This window comes from Streptomyces cylindrosporus, from assembly GCF_022698165.1.
In the GTDB taxonomy this organism is placed as follows: Bacteria; Actinomycetota; Actinomycetes; order Streptomycetales; family Streptomycetaceae; genus Streptomyces; species Streptomyces cylindrosporus.
Genome location: NZ_JALDAY010000012.1, coordinates 120,547 through 139,602, shown reverse-complemented (window position 1 = coordinate 139,602; position 19,056 = coordinate 120,547). Strand labels below are relative to the sequence as shown.

17 protein-coding genes and 1 pseudogene are annotated in these 19,056 nt (G+C 70.7%); 10 read left to right on the top strand and 8 right to left on the bottom strand.

The window, feature by feature from the left end:
• Positions 1-46: 46 nt before the first annotated feature.
• The gene (locus tag MQP27_RS35645; RefSeq protein ID WP_242773007.1) at positions 47-1,393 is read left to right on the top strand and encodes a nicotinate phosphoribosyltransferase; all 1,347 of its coding nucleotides are present in this window, start codon (positions 47-49) and stop codon (positions 1,391-1,393) included.
• A 127-nt stretch (positions 1,394-1,520) separates the two neighbouring features.
• Positions 1,521-2,111, top strand: a complete 591-nt coding sequence (locus MQP27_RS35640; RefSeq protein ID WP_242773005.1) for an isochorismatase family protein — start codon at positions 1,521-1,523, stop codon at positions 2,109-2,111.
• Between the two features lie 25 nt (positions 2,112-2,136).
• Here the strand turns inward: MQP27_RS35640 and MQP27_RS35635 are convergent, their stop codons facing one another.
• Positions 2,137-2,481 (bottom strand): hypothetical protein, encoded by a 345-nt coding sequence (locus MQP27_RS35635; protein WP_242773002.1) that lies wholly within the window; start codon positions 2,479-2,481, stop codon positions 2,137-2,139.
• 146 nt (positions 2,482-2,627) lie between these two features.
• Positions 2,628-4,982, bottom strand: a complete 2,355-nt coding sequence (locus tag MQP27_RS35630; RefSeq protein WP_242773000.1) for an immune inhibitor A domain-containing protein — start codon at positions 4,980-4,982, stop codon at positions 2,628-2,630.
• 334 nt (positions 4,983-5,316) lie between these two features.
• Between MQP27_RS35630 and MQP27_RS35625 the strand changes: the two genes are divergently transcribed.
• Entirely contained in the window at positions 5,317-5,595 is a 279-nt protein-coding gene (locus MQP27_RS35625; protein WP_242772998.1) for a hypothetical protein, read from the top strand.
• Between the two features lie 6 nt (positions 5,596-5,601).
• On the opposite strand, the gene MQP27_RS35620 is transcribed toward MQP27_RS35625, so the two are convergent.
• The 3 genes and pseudogenes from MQP27_RS35620 to MQP27_RS51920 all read right to left on the bottom strand — a co-directional run.
• Entirely contained in the window at positions 5,602-6,279 is a 678-nt protein-coding gene (locus MQP27_RS35620; RefSeq protein ID WP_242772996.1) for an RDD family protein, read from the bottom strand.
• Positions 6,280-6,368: 89 nt separating this feature from the next.
• Entirely contained in the window at positions 6,369-7,847 is a 1,479-nt protein-coding gene (locus MQP27_RS35615; RefSeq protein ID WP_443735763.1) for an RDD family protein, read from the bottom strand.
• 357 nt (positions 7,848-8,204) lie between these two features.
• Positions 8,205-8,297, bottom strand: a pseudogene (locus tag MQP27_RS51920) (DUF2510 domain-containing protein); the annotation flags it as partial.
• 261 nt (positions 8,298-8,558) lie between these two features.
• Here MQP27_RS51920 and MQP27_RS35610 point away from each other — a divergent pair.
• Positions 8,559-8,972 carry an SsgA family sporulation/cell division regulator gene (locus tag MQP27_RS35610; RefSeq protein WP_242772990.1) on the top strand — a complete coding sequence of 138 codons (414 nt, stop codon included), beginning with the start codon at positions 8,559-8,561 and terminating at the stop codon, positions 8,970-8,972.
• A gap of 17 nt (positions 8,973-8,989) precedes the next feature.
• On the opposite strand, the gene MQP27_RS35605 is transcribed toward MQP27_RS35610, so the two are convergent.
• Positions 8,990-10,396 carry an FAD-binding oxidoreductase gene (locus MQP27_RS35605; RefSeq protein WP_242772987.1) on the bottom strand — a complete coding sequence of 469 codons (1,407 nt, stop codon included), beginning with the start codon at positions 10,394-10,396 and terminating at the stop codon, positions 8,990-8,992.
• A gap of 772 nt (positions 10,397-11,168) precedes the next feature.
• On the opposite strand from MQP27_RS35605, the gene MQP27_RS35600 reads away from it, so the two are divergent.
• The gene (locus tag MQP27_RS35600) at positions 11,169-12,590 is read left to right on the top strand and encodes a tetratricopeptide repeat protein (protein WP_242772984.1); all 1,422 of its coding nucleotides are present in this window, start codon (positions 11,169-11,171) and stop codon (positions 12,588-12,590) included.
• Between the two features lie 14 nt (positions 12,591-12,604).
• Here MQP27_RS35600 and MQP27_RS35595 read toward each other — a convergent pair whose 3' ends face one another.
• Together MQP27_RS35595 and hppD are read right to left on the bottom strand one after the other, a co-directional pair.
• Complete coding sequence (locus tag MQP27_RS35595) at positions 12,605-13,474, bottom strand: phage baseplate protein (protein ID WP_242772981.1); 870 nt, start codon at positions 13,472-13,474, stop codon at positions 12,605-12,607.
• 97 nt (positions 13,475-13,571) lie between these two features.
• Entirely contained in the window at positions 13,572-14,717 is a 1,146-nt protein-coding gene (hppD, locus tag MQP27_RS35590) for a 4-hydroxyphenylpyruvate dioxygenase (protein ID WP_242772978.1), read from the bottom strand.
• A gap of 127 nt (positions 14,718-14,844) precedes the next feature.
• Here hppD and MQP27_RS35585 point away from each other — a divergent pair, with 127 nt between their 5' ends.
• Genes MQP27_RS35585 through MQP27_RS35565 form a run of 5 tightly spaced genes read left to right on the top strand, consistent with a single transcriptional unit; the run spans position 14,845 to position 19,039 of the window.
• Positions 14,845-15,324 carry an Lrp/AsnC family transcriptional regulator gene (locus MQP27_RS35585; RefSeq protein ID WP_242772975.1) on the top strand — a complete coding sequence of 160 codons (480 nt, stop codon included), beginning with the start codon at positions 14,845-14,847 and terminating at the stop codon, positions 15,322-15,324.
• A 20-nt stretch (positions 15,325-15,344) separates the two neighbouring features.
• Positions 15,345-15,992, top strand: a complete 648-nt coding sequence (locus MQP27_RS35580) for an ABC transporter permease (RefSeq protein WP_242772972.1) — start codon at positions 15,345-15,347, stop codon at positions 15,990-15,992.
• Positions 15,985-17,229: a betaine/proline/choline family ABC transporter ATP-binding protein gene (locus MQP27_RS35575; protein ID WP_242772970.1), complete on the top strand. Its 1,245-nt coding sequence runs from the start codon at positions 15,985-15,987 to the stop codon at positions 17,227-17,229. Before MQP27_RS35580 ends, MQP27_RS35575 begins: the two co-directional genes overlap by 8 nt.
• Positions 17,226-18,083 (top strand): ABC transporter permease, encoded by an 858-nt coding sequence (locus MQP27_RS35570; RefSeq protein WP_242772969.1) that lies wholly within the window; start codon positions 17,226-17,228, stop codon positions 18,081-18,083. Before MQP27_RS35575 ends, MQP27_RS35570 begins: the two co-directional genes overlap by 4 nt.
• Positions 18,080-19,039 carry a glycine betaine ABC transporter substrate-binding protein gene (locus MQP27_RS35565; RefSeq protein ID WP_242772968.1) on the top strand — a complete coding sequence of 320 codons (960 nt, stop codon included), beginning with the start codon at positions 18,080-18,082 and terminating at the stop codon, positions 19,037-19,039. The genes MQP27_RS35570 and MQP27_RS35565 overlap by 4 nt, the downstream gene beginning before the upstream one ends.
• Positions 19,040-19,056 lie beyond the last annotated feature (17 nt).

The window sequence follows — 19,056 nt, the reverse complement described above, 5'->3', positions numbered from 1 at the left end:
CCCACAAATCGTCACACTGACGCGAAGGGGTGTTAGCATCTTCGTCATGAACACAGCGGACCTTGGGCTGCCGGTGGACGTTCCTTCGACGGCGCTCTTCACGGACCAGTACGAGCTGACGATGCTGCAGGCCGCGCTGAAGGCCGGTACCGCCGAACGGCGCAGTGTCTTCGAGGTCTTCACCCGGCGGCTGCCCGAGGGGCGGCGCTACGGCGTCGTCGCGGGCACCGGGCGGGTCCTGGACGCGGTGGAGAACTTCCGCTTCGACGCGGGCGTCCTGGGCTTCCTGCGGGAGCGGGACATCGTCGACGAGCCGACGCTGGAGTGGCTCGCCTCCTACCGCTTCTCCGGCGACATCTGGGGCTACCCCGAGGGCGAGGTGTACTTCCCGGGCTCGCCGATCATGCGGGTGGAGGGGTCCTTCGCCGAGTGCGTGCTGCTGGAGACGGTGATCCTGTCGATCCTCAACCACGACTCCGCGATCGCCGCGGCCGCCTCCCGCATGTCCTCGGCCGCCGGTGGGCGCCCGCTGATCGAGATGGGCGCCCGCCGCACCCACGAGCTCGCCGCCGTCGCCGCCTCGCGCGCCGCGTACGTCGGCGGCTTCACCTCCACCTCGGACCTCGCGGCCGGCTTCCGCTACAACATCCCGACCGTCGGCACCTCCGCGCACGCCTTCACCCTGCTGCACGACCGCGAGCGGGACGCCTTCCGGGCCCAGGTGAACTCGCTCGGCCGCAACACGACCCTGCTCGTCGACACGTACGACGTCGCCGAGGCGGTCCGGATGGCCGTCGAGATCGCCGGGCCCGAGCTGGGCGCGGTCCGCATCGACTCCGGTGACCTGCTGCTGGTCGCGCACCGGGTGCGGCAGCAGCTGGACGAGCTGGGCGCCGGCAAGACGAAGATCATCGTGACCTCGGACCTCGACGAGTACGCGATCGCCTCGCTGGCGGCGGCGCCGGTGGACGCGTACGGCGTGGGTACGCAGCTGGTGACCGGGTCCGGGCACCCGACCTGCTCGATGGTCTACAAGCTGGTCGCCCGCGCCGAGTCCGCCGACCCGAGGGCGCCGCTGGTGCCGGTGGCGAAGAAGGCGGCCGGCGGCAAGACGTCCATCGGCGGCCGCAAGTGGGCCGCGCGCCGGCCGGACGCGGACGGGGTCGCGGAGGCCGAGGTCGTCGGCACGGGCCCGGTCCCGCCCGAGCTGGCCGGCCACCAGCTGCAGGTCGAGCTGGTCAAGGGCGGCGACGTGGTGGCCCGCGAACCGCTGGACACCGTACGGGAGCGGCATGTGCGGGCCCGCGCCGCTCTGCCCCTGTCGGCCACCCAGCTCTCGCGCGGGGAACCCGTGATCCCGACGGAGTACGCGGTGGGGCGCTCGGGTAGCTAAAGCTGGTGCCGTCGGACGCGCCCCTGTGCAGCCCCTCCCGTACCGCCCCGGAAGTCAATAGGCTCGGAGGTTCAACGGCCGGGCCCGCACCCCACCCCCGCCCCCATAGTCGAGAAGGACACCCACCATGCGCCGCGCCTTGATCGTCGTAGACGTGCAGAACGACTTCTGCGAGGGGGGCAGCCTCGCCGTGGCCGGTGGTGCCGACGTGGCCGCCGCCGTCACCGAGCTGATCGGGCAGGCGGGCGGGTCCGGCTACCAGCACGTGGTGGCCACCCGCGACCACCACATCGCGCCCGGCGGCCACTTCGCCGACAACCCCGACTTCCGGCACTCCTGGCCCGCGCACTGCGTCGCGGGCACGGAGGGCGTCGGCTTCCACCCGAACTTCGCGCCCGCGGTCGCCTCCGGCGCGATCGACGCCGTCTTCGACAAGGGGGCGTACGCGGCGGCCTACAGCGGCTTCGAGGGCGCCGACGAGAACGGCGTCAAGCTCGCCGACTGGCTGCGGGCGCGGGAGGTCGGCGAGGTGGACGTGGTCGGGATCGCCACCGACCACTGCGTACGGGCCACCGCCCTGGACGCCGCCCGGGAGGGCTTCCGTACGCAGGTGCTGCTCGACCTGACCGCCGGGGTGGCCCAGGAGACCACCGACCGGGCGCTGGAGGAGCTGCGCGAGGCGGGCGTGGAGCTGTCCGGGAAGCCGGTCGTCGCCTAGGCCGGGCTGCCCCGGCCCGCGTGGCTCATGCCGGAGCCGTGGGGCGCCTCAGCAGGGCCCTGATGGGGTGCCACAGCTCCTGGGCGAGTTCGGGGCCCGGCACGACACCGTTGTCAGGGGCCGTACGCCATATCAGGCCGTCGGGATGGTGCAGGACCGCGGTGATCTCGTCCGGGGTGGGCGGGGCCGCGTTGCCGCGGAGGTAGACCGCCCGCATGCCCAGGTTGCGCAGCCTGGTCAGGGCGCGCGCCCGGTTCTGGGCGTGGACGAGGACACGGACCGAGCCCGTGCCGTCGGCGGTGGGTCTGGGCAGGTTCAGAGCCACCACCACGCTGCCGGTCGGCAGCTTGCAGAAACCTCCTGCGGCCATGCAGGTCACACCCCCGTGCGAGTCGTCGGCGACGCGTCTGTCGATGCGTCTGTCAATAAGAAGGGCACAGGACGCACCTAAACACGATCGGCGGCGACCCGCCAGGGGGTCACCGCCGATACGCTTCTGACCTGCGGAAATGCCGACTACTTCACCGCGGGGCCGACCTGGAGCGAGATCGTCGAGCCGTCCAGGGCCTCCCGGACGATCTTGATCTTGGTGTTGGTGTCAGTGACCTTGACACCGGCGGCCGGGTTCGAGGAGTCGTAGTAGGTGCTGGTGTGGTCGTTGAAGACCGGAACCCCGAACGACCACTTGATCTTGGTGGCGACGTCCGCCTTGTGCAGCGTGATGCCGTCCGTCGGGTACAGGCTGAACGGCGAGTCGTAGGCCTGGATGCGGTTGCGCATCAGGGTGCCGTCGGACCACTTCAGCGGCGCCGGGTGGGAGTCGACCGGGAGGATGAGACCGGTGCCCGGGTGGACGCTGGTGTTGTCGTCCGCCTCGGAGAGGTCCCACTTCCAGATCAACAGGCCGTTCTGGTACGGGTAGTGCTCCACCCAGTCCGGACGAGTCGTCGAGAAGCCGAAGTTGTACGGGCCGACCTTGAGGGTCTTGTCGTACGACACGTACTGGCGGTTCTCGGCGATGTAGTACTGCTTGTAGTCCTTGGTGAAGGACGCGCCGATGCGGGAGAAGCCGCTCGCGGTCCAACCGGCGTCCGCGGACTCGGCGTTGTCGGAGAAGACGGCCGCGCCGTCCGCGGTCACCGTGATCTCGTCGGCCGCGAAGCCCTTGAGCGCGACGCCGCCGTCGGTCTGGTAGCGGAAGCGCAGCTGGACCTTCTGGCCCGCGTAGGCGTCCAGCGGGTACGACAGCTTGGTGTACGCGTCGACCGAGCCGGTGAGCGCCGGCTTGTCGCTGCCGTCGCGCGGGATGGCCGCGCCGTTCACCGTGCCGTCCAGGGCGGTCCAGTTGGCGCCGCCGTCGGTGGACACCTCGGCGTAGAGGTAGTCGTAGCCCGACTCGATGTCGTACCAGCCGTCGAGCGAGAGCGTGGCCGACGACTTGCCGGTGAGGTCGACCTCACGGGTCAGCGTGTTCTTGAGGTTGTCGCCGCTGCCGCTCCACCACTGGGTCGAGCCCTGCGCCGGGGTGACGACGGTCGTGGTGACCGCCTTGTCGGGCAGTGAGACCACCAGGGCCTGCTTGTTCTTGGTGTTGTACTCGGCGACGCCCAGCTTGTGCGCGGACTTGGTGCCCGCCTTCGCCACGTCGTAGTTCAGCCAGCCCAGTTGGAGCTTGTCCCAGGCGTTCATGTCGCCCGGCAGGTCGCCGATGGCGTTCTTGCCGGTGCCCAGCCACGAGCCGGAGGACATCAGGGTCCAGAAGCCGGTGGAGTTCTCGCCGCCGTTGGTGTCGTACTCGTCCGGCAGGCCGAGGTCGTGGCCGTACTCGTGGGCGTAGACGCCGAGGCCGCCGTTCTCCGGCTGCATGGTGTAGTCGCCGACCCAGATACCGGTGTCGCCGACCTGGGTGCCGCCGAGCTTGTTGTTCTCGGGGCCGGTGGCGCCGGCGTCGGTGCCGAAGGCGTACCAGCGGTGCGCCCAGATCGCGTCGGTGCCCTGGGCGCCGCCGCCCGCGGACTCGTCCTCGCCGGCGTGCACGATCTGGAAGTGGTCGACATAGCCGTCGGGCTCGTTGAAGTCGCCGTCGCCGTCGTAGTCGTAGCGGTCCCACTGGTCGTACTGGGCGAGGTCCGCCTTGATGTCGGCGTCGGACTCGCCGGCCGCCTTCTGGTCGGCGACCCAGGCCGTCAGGCCGTCCTTGACCAGGTTCCAGACGCTGGAGCAGGTGGTGGAGCCGCAGGCGTTGTTGCCGTAACGGGCCTCGTTGTAGGGGACCTTGACCCAGTCGGTGACCTCGCCGTCGACCGAGTAGCGGCCCGAGGACTGCTTCTCGTAGTACTTCTTCAGCGACTCGGTGTTCTTGCCGGTGCCGAAGTAGAGGTCCTGGAAGTGCTGCTGGTTGTAATCCGCCTGCCAGGCCGTGGAGTTGTCCTTGGTGCGGTCCGGCTCGGCTATCTGGTTGTGCAGCGGGCCGGCCGTGCCGTTGTACCGCGGGTCGGTCTGGTCGCCGAACTCCACCAGGATCGTGAAGATCTTGTCCGTCTTCTCGCGGCCGAGCTCGACGTACTTGCTGTCGCCCTTCTTGCCCTTGAGCTGAACGACCTGGGAGCCGTCGCGGTCCTTCACCTGGCTCTTGCCGGATATGACCTGGTTCAGGGCTTCTTGGCGCTGAGCCTCCTGGGTCTTGGAGAGCGGGCCGTCGAGGTCGTGCTCGGTCCTGCTCTCGGCCGCCGAAGGGTCGTGGCGGTCGACGGTGGCGGACTTGGCGCTGTCGGCGGCCTGCGCCACGGCGAACGTCGAGAACGTGGCGGTGGCCGCCGCGAGCGCGACACCGACCGCGGCCGCTCTGAACGTCCAGGGTTTTAGGGTCACTTGAGATCCTCGTGGTCAAGGTGGTAAGTCAAGTGACGCAATTTGACTAGAGGCTGGTAAGAAAAAACAGACCTTGACTTGGACAGAACAAGTGCACTATGCGGAGCCGGGGTCCGCTTTACGGACACCCCGACCGGCGCGTTCGAACGTCCACGTGCTGGACGCCATGACTCCGTGCGCCCCCTGTGCACCGGCACTGTTGGTTAGGTCACGCTTACCGTTCGTTCCACTCGGGCATGCACGCGATTAGAGTCGGACGGCGGCACGCCTCCAAATCGGCGGAAAGCCAGGCCGACGACCCCTGTGGACCCCCACTTCCGAGGACACGATTGCCATGCCTCGTCCGACTGCCGCACAGCTCGCCTACGGATCCTGCACCGTGATCTTCTCGACGCTCGCCATGCTGCTGCTGTCACAGACGAGTTCGGGTCTGGGGATCGCGATCATCGCAGTGTCGGCGCTCGCCCTCGGCCTCCTCGTCGCCATGACGGTGCCGCTGCCGAAGACGCGGGTCGTCGCGGTGGGCGGGCCGGCCGCCGCGCCGGCCGAGGAGCCCGCGAAAGCCGAGGAGCCCGTGCCGGTCGCGGCTACGGGCTCGTCGACTGCTGCGTGACGCCGGTCAGTTGGTGCTGACCACCACCGTCTTCGCCGCCTTGTCGTGCAGGCCCTGCTTGTAGGGCCGGTCGAAGTAGCTCCAGCCGCCCGAGATCGCGGTCCAGATGCACGCGCAGCAGAAGGCGAACGGGATCCAGAGCACCGCCGAGCGGGCCAGCGCGGTCTGCACGGAGGGCGTGGAGCCGTTGTCGAGGTTGGCCACCCGCATGTTCAGCCACTTCTTGCCGAGCGTCTGGCCCGACTTGCTGATCAGGTAGGTGTCGTAGCCGATGTAGAGGACGGCGGCGACGAGCGACTGCGCGAAGGACTTGCCGTACTCGACCTTGTCGCCGTTGACGGTGTACTCGTGCACGCCCATCGGCCAGGTGACCAGCCAGACGACGATGCCGACGAGGATCAGGTCGATGATCCGCGCCAGCGTGCGCTTGCCGCTCTCGGCGAGCGGGGGCATGCCGGCGAGGGGGTCGTTGGGGTAGGAGGCGCCGCCGCCGTAGGGCGGGGGCTGCTGGCTGTACGGGGGCTGCTGGCCGCCGTACGGGGGTGGCTGCTGGCCGCCCTGGGGTGGGTCGTACGGGGAGCCCGAGCCCGCTCCCGGCGTTCCGGGCGCTCCGGGCGGGGGCTGCTTCCTGAACGGGTCGTCTTCCGGCGGCTGCGGGCCGGAGCCGGGGGGTTCGCTGCTCATGGCCCGAGTGGACCGCGAACCTCCCGGCTCCGCATCCGGCAGACGTCCGTCCGGAGTACCCAATCAAGTACGCCGTTCGGAGTAGTCGGCTATCCCGCTACGAACGTACGAGCCGCCTTGTCGTGCCAGCACTGGTGCCACGGGCGGTCGAAGACGCACCACAGGACGCCGAGGACACCGATGCCGAGCAGGCCGGGGACGACGTAGACGAGCCAGCGGCGCAGGGCTCCGCCGAAGGTCGGGGGCTCGTGCGCCTCGATGTCGCGGACCTCCAGGCCGAGCAGCTTCTTGCCGAGGGTGCGGCCCCACTTGGCGGTGGGCAGCGCCTCGTAGAGGACGCCGAACAGGAGCAGGACGGCGAGGATGACGCCGAAGCAGACCGAGGTGGTGCCGTCGAGGAGCCAGACGGTGACGGTCTCGCCGCTGAGCCTGGCCGCGTCGATCTTGTCGTTGATGTGGTCGATCGCCTTGGTGCCGAGGGGTACGGCCACGGCGGCCGTCACGGCGCCCACGACGACGGTGTCCAGCAGCCGCGCGGCGAGCCGCTTGCCGAGCCCTGCGGGGCGGGCGGCGGCCTGCCGTCTGGCGGCGGCCTGGAAGACGTCCTCGACGGGAGGCTTCCAGGGGGCGACGGGCTGCTCCCCCTCGGAGGCCCCGGCGAGCCGGTGCACCTGCTGCGCCCAGGAGGGCTGCCCGCCACCGGGCCCGCTGGTCATGGGGGCGGCGGACTGGTTGGCCGGGGACTGGCCCACGGCTGCGTGTCCGGCGGAGGCGTGTCCGGCCTGCGGGCGCCCGGCGGGTGTCTGGCCGCCCGGCGTCGACTGGGGTCCGCTCGGCTGTTGGGGGACCACGGGAGCGGGGTGCTGGGGGCCGGAGAGGGCGGTGGGGGCGGACTGGGCGCCCTGGGCGGCGGAGCCCGCCTGGACGGCGGAGCCCGCCTGGGCGGCGGCTCGGTCGGCTGCCGCCTTGCCCGCGCCGAAGCCCGGGGAGTCGGTCGTGCCGGAGCCGGCCGCGCCCTGCCCCGCGGAACCGCTCGCGGGCGCCCCCGTGCCCCCGCTCTGCGCCCCGCCCTGCTGCCCCGTGCGCGGGGACAGCGCGCGGAAGGTCATGGTGCCCTCGTCGGGGGCGGGGGTGGCGGGGTTGGGGATGCCGGGAGCCGCGCTGCCCGTAGGACGCCCGGCACCGGGAGCGACCGCGCCGCTCACCGCCGGGCCCTGAGCACCGAAGCCTGCGGCACCCTGTGCGGCGGCGCCTCCGGCACCCGCGGCGCCACCGAAGCCCGTAGCACCCTGCGCGGCGGTGCCACCCGTACCCGCGGCGCCCTGCGCGCTGGCGCCACCCGTACCCGCAGCGCCCGTGCCCGGTCCGCCCGCCGCTCCCTGCTGTCCCGAGTCCGCCGCCGACGCCGAACCCACTGTCGGCCTGCGGAACATGAACGTGCCGTCGGGAGGCGCGCCGCCGTCCGAGTCGTGGCCCGCCGGCGGGATCGTCGCCGTGCCGTCGGTACGGGAGGCATGGCCGGCCGGCTGGGACGCGCCGCCCGACGCGCCGCGGCCAGCGGACGCCATGTTGCCGTCGGGCGCCGGGTGGGCCTCGGACCCGGCGCGGCCACCGGCCCCCGCACGCCCGTCCGCCCCGCCCTGCCCGTCGGCCCCCGTGCGCGGGTCGGACCCCCAGGACACGCGACGGTCCTGGTCGCCGCCGAAGCCCGCCTGGTGGGACCGGTCGGCGCCCCAGGCGGACGCGGGTTCGGGGCGGTTGCCGTGCTGGGACGGGGGCGCGGACCGCGGCTCGGGGTCCTCGTCGAAGAAGTGCGGGCCCGTCTCCTCCACCGAGGGCGCGGCCGGCGCCGAACCGGGCGGCGGGGCGAGCGACTCGCCGTCCGAAGGTGCCGGACGGCTGGTGCCCGGCACCCACGCGGCACCGTTCCAGTACCGGACATATCCAGGAATGGACGGGTCCGGGTAATACCCTTCGCGGGGCCTGTCGTCACCGGGGGCCGGGGTTGGGGCGCTCATGTCCGTCGCCTGTATCTGCTCGGGGGTGGATATGGGGGGCTCCACATCTATCAGACCGGCGCAATCCCCACCGCCAGTCCCACCGGACCCACACTTTCGGGCAGAGCTCCGACAGCGAAGGGGAAGTGAAGGGGAAGCGAAGCGAAACCGGCGAAAAAAATCTCTCCGAACCCGCGTAATGGTCGAGCACCCTCGCCCCTCTCCCGTGTGCAGGCCCGCTCACCGGGCCCGTACACCTGCCCGAGAGAGGAACCGCACGACATGCACTACACCGTTGTGGAGCGCGAGCTGGAGCTCAAACTCATCCTGTCCCCGGAGCGCAGCATCCCGGTCCCGGCCCGGCTGAGCTACCGCACCGACGACCCGTACGCCGTCCACGTCGCCTTCCACATCAACTCCGAGCAGCCCGTGTACTGGACGTTCTCCCGTGACCTGCTGGTCGAGGGCGTGTTCCGGCCCTGCGGGCACGGTGACGTACGGGTGTGGCCGACGAAGTCGGAGGGCCGCAGCGTCGTACTGATGGCGCTGAGCTCGCCGGACGGCGACGCCCTTCTGGAGGCGCCCGCCGCCCAGGTGTCCGCCTGGCTGGAGCGCACGCTGCGGGTGGTGCCCCCGGGGACTGAGGGCGAGCAGCTCGGGATCGACGACGCGCTCGACCAGCTGCTCGCCCAGTGAGCCGTACGCGCAAGGGATCAGAACAACTTGCCGGGGTTGAGGATGTCCAGCGGGTCGAAGACCTGCTTGATCTGCCGCTGCATCTCCACCCCGACCGGCCCGATCTCGCGCGCCAGCCACTCCTTCTTCAGTACGCCGACGCCGTGCTCGCCGGTGATGGTGCCGCCGAGCTCCAGGCCGAGCGCCATGATCTCGTCGAAGGACTCGCGGGCGCGCCGGGACTCGTCGGCGTCCCGGGCGTCGAAGCAGACGGTGGGGTGCGTGTTGCCGTCGCCGGCGTGTGCGCACACCCCGATGGTCAGCTGGTACTTCTCGGCGATCCGCTCGACGCCCGCCAGCATGTCACCGAGCCGGGAGCGGGGCACGCACACGTCGTCGATCATCGTCGTGCCCTTGACCGCCTCCAGCGCGGTCAGCGAGAGCCGCCGGGCCTGGAGGAGGAGCTCGGACTCGGCGAAGTCGTCGGCGGGCACGACCTGGGTCGCGCCGGCCGCCTCGCACAGCGCGCCGACCGCGGCGAGGTCGGCGGCCGGGTCGGGGGTGTCGAAGGCGGCCAGGAGCAGCGCCTCGGTGGTCTCCGGGAGGCCCATGTGCGCGAGGTCGTTGACGGCTTTGACCGTCGTACGGTCCATCAGTTCGAGGAGCGAGGGGACGTGGCCGCCCGCCATGATCCGGCACACGGCGTCGCAGGCGGCGGCCGCGGAGCCGAACTCGGCGGCGAGCACGAGCTGTTGGGGCGGCTGGGGGCGCAGGGCGAGGATCGCCTTGACGACGATGCCGAGGGAGCCCTCGGAGCCGACGAAGAGGCGGGTGAGGTCGTAGCCGGCGACGCCCTTGGCGGTGCGGCGGCCGGTGGACATCAGGCGGCCGTCGGCGAGGACGACGTCCAGGCCGAGGACGTACTCGGCGGTGACCCCGTACTTCACGCAGCACAGGCCGCCGGAGGCGGTGCCGATGTTGCCGCCGATGGTGCACATCTCCCAGCTGGAGGGGTCGGGCGGGTAATAGAGGCCGTGTTCGCCCACCGCGCGGGAGAGGGTGGCGTTGACGACGCCGGGTTCGACGACCGCGATCCGGTCGACCGGGCTGATCTCCAGGATCCGGTCCATCCTGGTCAGGGACAGCACGATGCAGCCCTCGGAGGCGTTGGCGCCGCCGGACAGGCCGGTGCGGGCGCCCTGCGGGACGACCGGGACGCGCAGTTCGGTGGCGATGCGCATGACGTGCTGGACCTGTTCGACGTCACGCGGCAGTACGACCACCGACGGGGTGCCGGCCGGGCAGAAGCTGGCCATGTCGTTGGCGTAGGAGGCGGTGACGTCCGGGTCGGTCAGCACGGCCTCGGCGGGCAGTCCGGCCAGCAGCCGGTCGACGAGGTTGCCGGTGGCTTCGTCGGTGGGCGCTTGGATACGGCTCATGATCACAGGTTCGCACCCGGGGCCATCGGTGTGAACCCCGTCTACGGCAGTGGACGTATGCCGGGTGTGGTCGTCATATGGCCGCACAGTGATCGACATGAAGAAGCGACAGGGCGCCCCGGCGGAGGGCCGACAGGGGGAAGCGGGGGCCGGTCGGCGGGAGGCTTCGAACACCTCGCACGCCTCGGACACCTCGACCGCCTCCAGTGCTTGGGGGGCTGAGGGTGCTTCGGGCGCCGCGGGTAGTAAGGGCGCCGGGAGCACTTCGAGGGCCGCGGGCACTTCGGGCGCCGCAGGCGCCTCGGGCATCGCAGGTACTTCGGGCGCCGCAAGTACTTCGGGCGCCGCAGGCACTTCGAGGGCCGCGAGCATTTCCGGCACCGCAGATGCTTCGAGCGCCGGACATGCTTCGGCTGCCGCGGGAGCTTCGGGCGCCGCGGACCCTTCGAGGGCTGCGGGCACTTCGGGCGCCGCGGACACTTCGGGCGCCGCGGACACTTCGGGCTCCGCAGGCGCTTCGAGGGCCGCAGGCACTTCCGGCGCCGCAGGCGCTTCCGGCGCCGGACATGCTTCGGCTGCCGCGGGTGCTTCTGGGGCCGCGGGCAATAAAGGCGCCGGGGGCACTTCGAAGGCCGCAGCCACTTCGAGGGCCGCAGGCACCTCGAGCGCCGCAGGCACCTCGGGCCCCGCAGGCACCTCGGGCCCCGCAGGCACCTCAGGCGCCGCAGATGCTTCGAACGCCGGACATGCTTCGGGTGCCGCGGGGGCTTCGGGTGCCGTGGGTGAGTGGCGTCGGCCTCGGGGGCTGTGGGGGGTCGCTGTTGCTGTTGTGGGGTGTGTCGTGCTTGGTGGGGTGATGATGGGCTGGCCCTGGCAGCGGGCTGTGCACGAGGTGGTCGGTCCGGCGCCGGGGGCGCGGGCGCTTGCCGCCGTCGGGGCGGGGGTGTCCGCCGGGCTGGCCGATCTCGCCGTGCTGATCGGTGAGCGTGAGGCCTTCGTGCGGGCGCATCCCACCGATGCCCGGGCCTGGGCGGTGCTCGGGGCCGCGTACGTCGAGCAGGGGCGGCGGACCGCCGACGCCACGAACTATCCGCGCGGCGAGCGGGCGTTGCGGGCCTCGCTGAAGGTGCGCGGCAGGGGGAATGTCGAGGCCATGGACGGGATGGCCGCGCTGGCCAACGCCCGGCGGGACTTCCGGGCGGCCCGGACCTGGGGCGAGGCGGCGCTGAAGCTGGCGCCGAAGCGGTGGACGACGTATCCGCTGCTGATCGACGCCTACACGGGGCTCGGCGACTACAAGGCGACGAAGCGGACGCTGGACCGGCTCCTCGAACTGCGCTCGGGGCCCGCGGTGCTGGCGCGGGCCGGGGCCGTCTACCGGGACCGCGGCTGGCGCGAGGACGCGGCGGCCGCGCTGTCCGACGCCGCGGCGGCGGCGCACTCCCCCGCCGAGCGGGCGGCCTGGCTGGAGCGGTCCGGGCAGCTGTCCTTCGAGCGCGGGGACCTGGAGGACGCGCTGCGGCGCTTCCAGGAGGCCGTACGGATCGACCCCGACCAGCGGGCCGCGCTGGCCGGGCAGGGGCGGGCGCTGGCGGGGCTGGGGCGGCCCACGGAGGCGCTGAACGCGTACCGGGTGGCGCTGGCCAAGCAGCCGTGTCCTCAATACGCCCTGGAACTCGGGGAGTTGTACGAGTCGCTGGGCCTCGGCCAGGCGGCCCGGGTGCAGTACGACCTGCTGCGGGCACGGGTGCGCGAGGAGGCCGCCGGGGGTGTGGACGACGAGCTGGTGCTGGGTGTCTTCGAGGCGGACCACGGGGATCCGCAGTCGGCCGTACGGCGGCTGCGGGCCGAGTGGCGGCGGCAGCCGGGGATCGCGGTGGCCGACGCGCTGGGCTGGGCGCTGCACCGCGCCGGGAACGACAAGGAGGCGCTGCGGTACGCGGCGGTGGCGACGGACCGGGTGCACGGGGGCGGCGTACGCAGTGCGCCGTACATGTACCACCGGGGCGTGATCGAGCGGGAGTTGGAGCAGTACGGGCCGGCGCGGCGGCACCTCCAGGAGGCCCTCCGTATCAACCCGTACTTCTCGCCGCTCCAAGTCCCGCTCGCCGAGGAGGCGTTGGCGGCGCTCGGGGATGTTCCGGACGAGCCGCTGCCCACGGGGGAGGAAAGCAAGGAGCCGACGGAGAAGGAGCGTTGAGTCCCGTTGAGCCCCTACGACTGCTTGCCGTCCTTGACGAAGATCGAGAAGCGGCGGGCCCCCAACTCCCCCGTCCCGAAGCCGATGTACGCCTTGGGGGCCGAGTCGCCGCGTATGGCGATGCCCTCCGGTTCGCGGTACACGAGGCTGTGGCCGGCCTCGGTGCGCTGCTGCTGGAGCAGCTTTCCGGTGGTGATGTCGAGGCTGGAGACGTAGGCGTTGCCGCGCCCCGCGACCGGGTTGGTCTTCGGGTCGTAGGCGGTGCCGGCGATCTGGAAGACCGTGTCGCGGTGGAGCGCGTAGCCCTGGAAGGGGATCTTCGGGTCGGGGTGGGCGCCGACCTGGGCGACGTCCGCGATCGGGTCGTCGTAGTCATGGGCGGTGAAGGCGGCGAGGTCCCAGACGCGGTAGCGCGGCCTGTTGGCCTTGTCGCGGTAGCGGACGGCGATGCGGCCCGAGGCCGTGCAGACGGTCGGCTGGTTGTTGGTGGAGTCCGCTATCGGCTTGCGTATCCGCACGTCCGCGCTGGTACGGACGGCGCCGTCCTTGAAGTGGAAGCGGGTGACGCCCTGGCCGTAGCCGTTCTCGGCGTCGGCCTCGGTCCAGATCCAGGTGGAGCCGTCCGTGGCGTCGTACTGGATGCCCATGCTGACGCCGTGGCCGAAACCCTTGAGGTACATCGCGCCGAGCCGCTCGCCCTTGTAGTCCAGCCTGTTGAGGCACAGGTCGCCGGCCGCGTGGCCGGTGGCGGTGACCTGGAGGACGTACAGGTGCTTGTTCTTCTCGTCGAAGGCGAACGACTGAAGCACCGTCGGTTCCTTGAGCGTGGCTTTCTGCCACAGCCAGCGGTCGGACGGTACGGCGAGGTCTATCGGCGCGGTCACACTCTCTCCCGGTCCCGGGGTGCCGCTCGGCACCCGCAGGACCTGAGAGTGTCAACTTCCGTTCACCGGTTGCAAGATGCCGGGAATCCCGGGCGGTTCACAGGTTTCCCCGCTTGGCCTGCTCCCGCTCGATCGCCTCGAACAGGGCCTTGAAGTTGCCCTTTCCGAAGCCCATGGAGCCGTGCCGCTCGATGATCTCGAAGAAGACCGTCGGACGGTCCTGGACCGGCTTGGTGAAGATCTGCAGCAGATAGCCGTCCTCGTCGCGGTCGGCGAGGATCTTCAGCTCGCGTAGGGTGTCGAGCGGCACGCGGGTGTCGCCGACCCACTCGCCGAGGGTGTCGTAGTACGAGTCCGGGGTGTTGAGGAACTCCACGCCGGCCGCCCGCATGGTCCGTACCGTCTGCACGATGTCGCCCGTGTTGAGCGCGATGTGCTGGACGCCGGCGCCGCCGTAGAACTCCAGGTACTCGTCGATCTGGGACTTCTTCTTGGCGATGGCGGGCTCGTTGATCGGGAACTTGACCTTGAGCGTGCCGTCGGCGACCACCTTCGACATCAGCGCGCTGTACTCGGTGGCGATGTCGTCGCCCACGAACTCCTTCATGTTCGTGAAGCCCATGACCTTGTTGTAGAAGCCGACCCACTCGTTCATGCGGCCGAGCTCGACGTTGCCGACGCAGTGGTCGATGGCCTGGAAGGTGCGGTGGGCGGGCGGCTCGACGATCGGGGCCGCGGCGACGAAGCCGGGGAGGTAGGGGCCTTCGTAGTCGGTGCGCTCGACGAGCGTGTGGCGGGTCTCGCCGTAGGTGGCGATCGCCGCGAGTACGACGGTGCCGTGGTCGTCCTTGAGTTCGTACGGCTCCGCGACCGACCGGGCGCCGTGTTCGAGGGCGTAGGCGTACGCGGCGCGGGCGTCCGGGACCTCGATGGCGAGGTCGATCACGCCGTCGCCGTGCTCGGCCACGTGCTGGGCGAGGAAGTGGCCCCAGGTGGTGGCGGGCTTGACGACCGAGGTGAAGACGAAGCGGGCGGAGCCGTTCTCCAGGACGTAGCTCGCGGTCTCGCGGCTGCCGTTCTCCGGTCCGGAGTAGGCGACCAGCTGCATGCCGAAGGCGGTGGAGTAGTAGTGCGCCGCCTGCTTGGCGTTGCCCACGGCGAAGACGACCGCGTCCATTCCCTTGACCGGGAAGGGGTCGGCCTGCCGGGCGGTGTCGGGAGTGTGGTGTGTGGTCTGCGTCATAGCGGAAGCCTGAGCCTGGAGCGGCAAGATGCGCAATAGTTTGCGTATTAGCTGGACAACTTGTTCAGCGGCAGGCGCGGATTTACGGGTTCCCTGTACAGGATGACCATCGGCTCGGGAGGCTGCTGTGGGGATCGACCAGCTGGACGGCCGGATCATCGTGCTGCTGGCGCGGGAGCCGCGGATCGGGGTGCTGGAGATGTCCCGGCGGCTGGGGGTCGCCCGGGGCACCGTGCAGGCGCGGCTCGACCGGCTTCAGTCGAATGGCGTCATCCGGGGATTCGGGCCGCAGGTGGATCCGGCGGCGCTCGGATACCCCGTCACCGCGTTCGCCACCCTCCAGATCCGGCAGGGCCAAGGCCCGGACGTACGGGCCCACTTGGCGACCGTGCCGGAGGTGCTGGAGCTGCACACCACCACCGGCAGCGGCGACATGCTGTGCCGCCTGGTGGCCCGCTCCAACGCCGATCTCCAGCGGGTCATCGACCGGGTTGTCGGTTTTGATGGCATTGTCCGGGCCGCCACCGCGATCGTGATGGAGAACCCCGTTCCGCTGCGGATCATCCCGCTGGTGGAGCAGGCGGCCGAGGACGACGAGAGGACGTAGTCGACCTGGGGTGAGCGCGCGTGAATTTCTGGGAGTACCTGGGCAACCGGCACCAGCAGTTGCTCACGGACGCCTATCAGCACGCGAGCGCCGTCTTCCAGTGCATGGTCGTCGCCACCTTGCTGGGCGTGTTGATCGGTGTCGTCACCTACCGCACCGCGTGGGCCGGGAACCTGGCCACCATGGCCACCTCGACCATTCTGACCATCCCCTCGCTCGCCATGATCGGTCTGCTCATCCCGATCGTCGGCCTGGGCGTGCCGCCCACGGTGATCGCGCTGACCCTGTACGGGCTGCTGCCGATCGTGCGCAACGCGATCGTCGGGCTGCGCGGGGTGGACCCCTCACTGGTGGACGCGGCGAAGGGCATCGGCATGTCCCGCCCCGCGCGGCTGCTGCGGGTCGAGCTGCCGCTGGCCTGGCCGCCGATCCTGACCGGGATCCGGGTCTCGACGCAGATGCTGATGGGCATCGCCGCGATCGCCGCGTACGCCTCCGGCCCCGGCCTCGGCAACGAGATCTTCCGCGGCATCGGCTCCCTGGGCAGCAAGAACGCGCTCAACCAGGTCCTCGCGGGCACGCTCGGGATCATCGTGCTGGCCCTGCTCTTCGACGCCGCGTACGTCCTGATCGGACGGCTGACCATTCCGAGGGGGATCCGTGCCTGAGACCGCCGGCACCGCGACGGGCGCCACGATCGAGCTGGAGAACCTGACCAAGCGCTATCCGGGCAACCCCAACCCCTCCGTGGACAACGTCAACATGGAGATCAAGGCGGGCGAGATCGTCATCTTCGTCGGCCCGTCCGGCTGCGGGAAGTCCACGACGCTCAAGATGATCAACCGGCTGATCGAGCCGACCGGCGGCCGGATCCGCATCGGCGGCGAGGACGTCACCGACATGGACCCGGTGAAGCTGCGCCGCAAGGTGGGTTACGCCATCCAGTCGGCCGGCCTGTTCCCGCACATGACGGTCGCCCAGAACATCGCCCTCGTCCCCAAAATGGTCGGCTGGTCCAAGTCCCGTATCAAGAACCGGGTCGAGGAGCTGCTCGACCTGGTCGGCCTCGACCCCGGCGAGTTCCACGGCCGCTATCCGCGCCAGCTGTCCGGCGGTCAGCAGCAGCGGGTCGGCGTGGCGCGGGCGCTCGCCGCCGATCCCCCGGTCCTGCTCATGGACGAGCCCTTCGGCGCGGTCGACCCGATCACCCGTGACCACCTCCAGGACGAGCTGATCAGGCTGCAGCACGAGCTGCACAAGACGATCGTGTTCGTCACCCACGACTTCGACGAGGCGATCAAGCTCGGCGACCGGATCGCCGTACTGCGCGAACGCTCGCACATCGCCCAGTTCGACACCCCCGAGGCGATCCTCACCAACCCGGCCGACGACTTCGTGTCCGGTTTCGTCGGCGCGGGCGCGGCGCTGAAGCGGCTGAACCTCTCCCGGGTACGGGACGTGGAGATCACCGACTACCCGACCGTGACCGTCGACGACCCGCTCCAGGAGATCTTCAACAAGCTCCGCGGCAGCGGTACGAACGAGATCCTGCTGCTCGACAAGCGCCGCCGCCCCTACAAGTGGCTCAGACGCGGCGACCTGATGCGGGCCCGCGGCTCGCTCGCCCGCGCGGGCACCCTCGTGCACGACACCGTGACCAGGGACGCGACCCTGCGCGACGCCCTGGAGGCGGTGCTCACCGACAACGCCGGGCGGGTCGCGGTGACCGGGCGGCGCGGCGAGTACGAGGGTGTCGTCGACATGGAGACGCTCATGAACTCGGTGCACGAACTCCTGGAGGCCGACCGGCTGGAGGCCATGGAGCACCAGCACGAGCTGGAGGAGGCGCGGGCCGCCCAGACGCACGCCGAGCAGGAGGGCGACGGCGGGGAGGCGAAGGCGTGACGAGCCCCGCGGATCAGCAGCGGCCCGACGGCGAGCACGACGTCAAGGGCCTCGCCTTCCGCGACGAGGGCGAGGCCGAGCAGGAGGCTCCGCCGCCGCCCCCGCAGCGCACGGCCCGGCGCATCACCTGGCAGAAGCTGACGTTCCTGCCCGCGGTCCTCGTCGCCGTGCTGCTCGCGACCTGGCTGTGGTTCGAGCAGGCCACCCTCGACTCGATCTCCGAGAACGCCCTCTCCGGCGGCCAGGTCTCCAAGGCCCTGTGGCAGCACATCGAGCTGACCGCGATCTCGACCTTCTTCGTGCTGATCATCGCGATCCCGCTGGGCGTCCTGCTGACCCGCAAGGCGTTCCGGAAGGCGACCCCGGTGGCGATGGCGTTCGCCAACATGGGCCAGGCGACCCCCGCGATCGGCCTCCTCGCCCTGCTGGTGATCTGGCTCGGCACCGGCACGAAGGCGGCCCTGATCGGCATCATCGCCTACGCCGTCCTGCCGGTCCTGTCCAACACCGTCGCGGGCCTGAAGGCGAACGACCCGACCCTCCTGGAGGCGGCCCGCGGCATCGGCATGTCCCCCCTGGGCGTCCTGGGCAAGGTGGAACTCCCCCTCGCCGTCCCCCTGATCCTCGCCGGCGTCCGCACCGCGCTCGTCCTCAACGTCGGTACGGCCACGCTCGCGACCTTCGGCGGGGGCGGCGGCCTGGGCGTCCTGATCACGACCGGCATCACCACGCAGCGCATGCCGGTGCTGATGCTGGGCTCGATCCTCACGGTCGTCCTCGCCCTGCTGGTGGACTGGCTGGCCTCGCTCGCCGAACTCCTGTTGCGCCCGCGGGGTCTGGAGGTGAGGACATGAGACACGGACGCCTCCTGACGGCCGGGACGGCCCTGCTGCTGGCCTCCGCCTGCGGCCTGCAGAGCGGCTCCCCCATGGTCGACGACGTTCAACCGGGCACGGTCGGCAAGGGCGAGCCCCTCAAGGGCGCCCATCTCACCGTCACCTCCAAGGAGTTCACGGAACAGCTCATCCTCGGCGCGATGATGGGCATCGCCTTCCAGGCGGCCGGCGCGGACGTCCTCGACCGCACCGGCATCCAGGGCTCCATCGGCGCACGCGAGGCCGTCAAGTCCGGTGACGCGGACGGCATGTACGAGTACACGGGCACGGCCTGGATCACGTACCTCGGCAACAGCGACCCGATCACCGACCCGCAGAAGCAGTGGGAGGCGGTACGGGACGCGGACCTCAAGAACGGCCTGACCTGGCTGCCCCCCTCGGCCCTCAACAACACCTACGCCCTCGCCATGAACCAGTCCAACTCCAAGAAGTACGGCACGAAGACGCTCTCGGACGTGGCCGCGCTGTCGAAGAAGAACCCCGGCGCGGTGACGCTGTGCGTGGAGAGCGAGTTCGCCAACCGCGCGGACGGGCTGCCGGGTATGGAGAAGGCGTACGGCATGAAGGTGCCGGCGAAGAACATCACGCAGATGGACACCGGGATCATCTACACCCAGGTGAAGAAGGGCAGTTGCACCTACGGCGAGGTCTTCACGACCGACGGCCGCATCAAGTCCATGAACCTCGCGGTGATGCAGGACGACAAGAAGTTCTTCCCCAACTACAACGCGGCACCGGAGATCAACACGAAGACCCTGAAGAAGTGGCCGGCGATCGCGGAGGTGCTGGCGCCGGTGACGAGGAAGCTGAACAACACGGTGGCGCAGTCGCTGAACGCGAAGGTGGACGTGGACGGGGAGGATCCGCATCAGGTGGCGTTGGAGTGGATGAAGGCGGAGGGGCTGGTCAAGTAGGGACGGGACTTACAAAG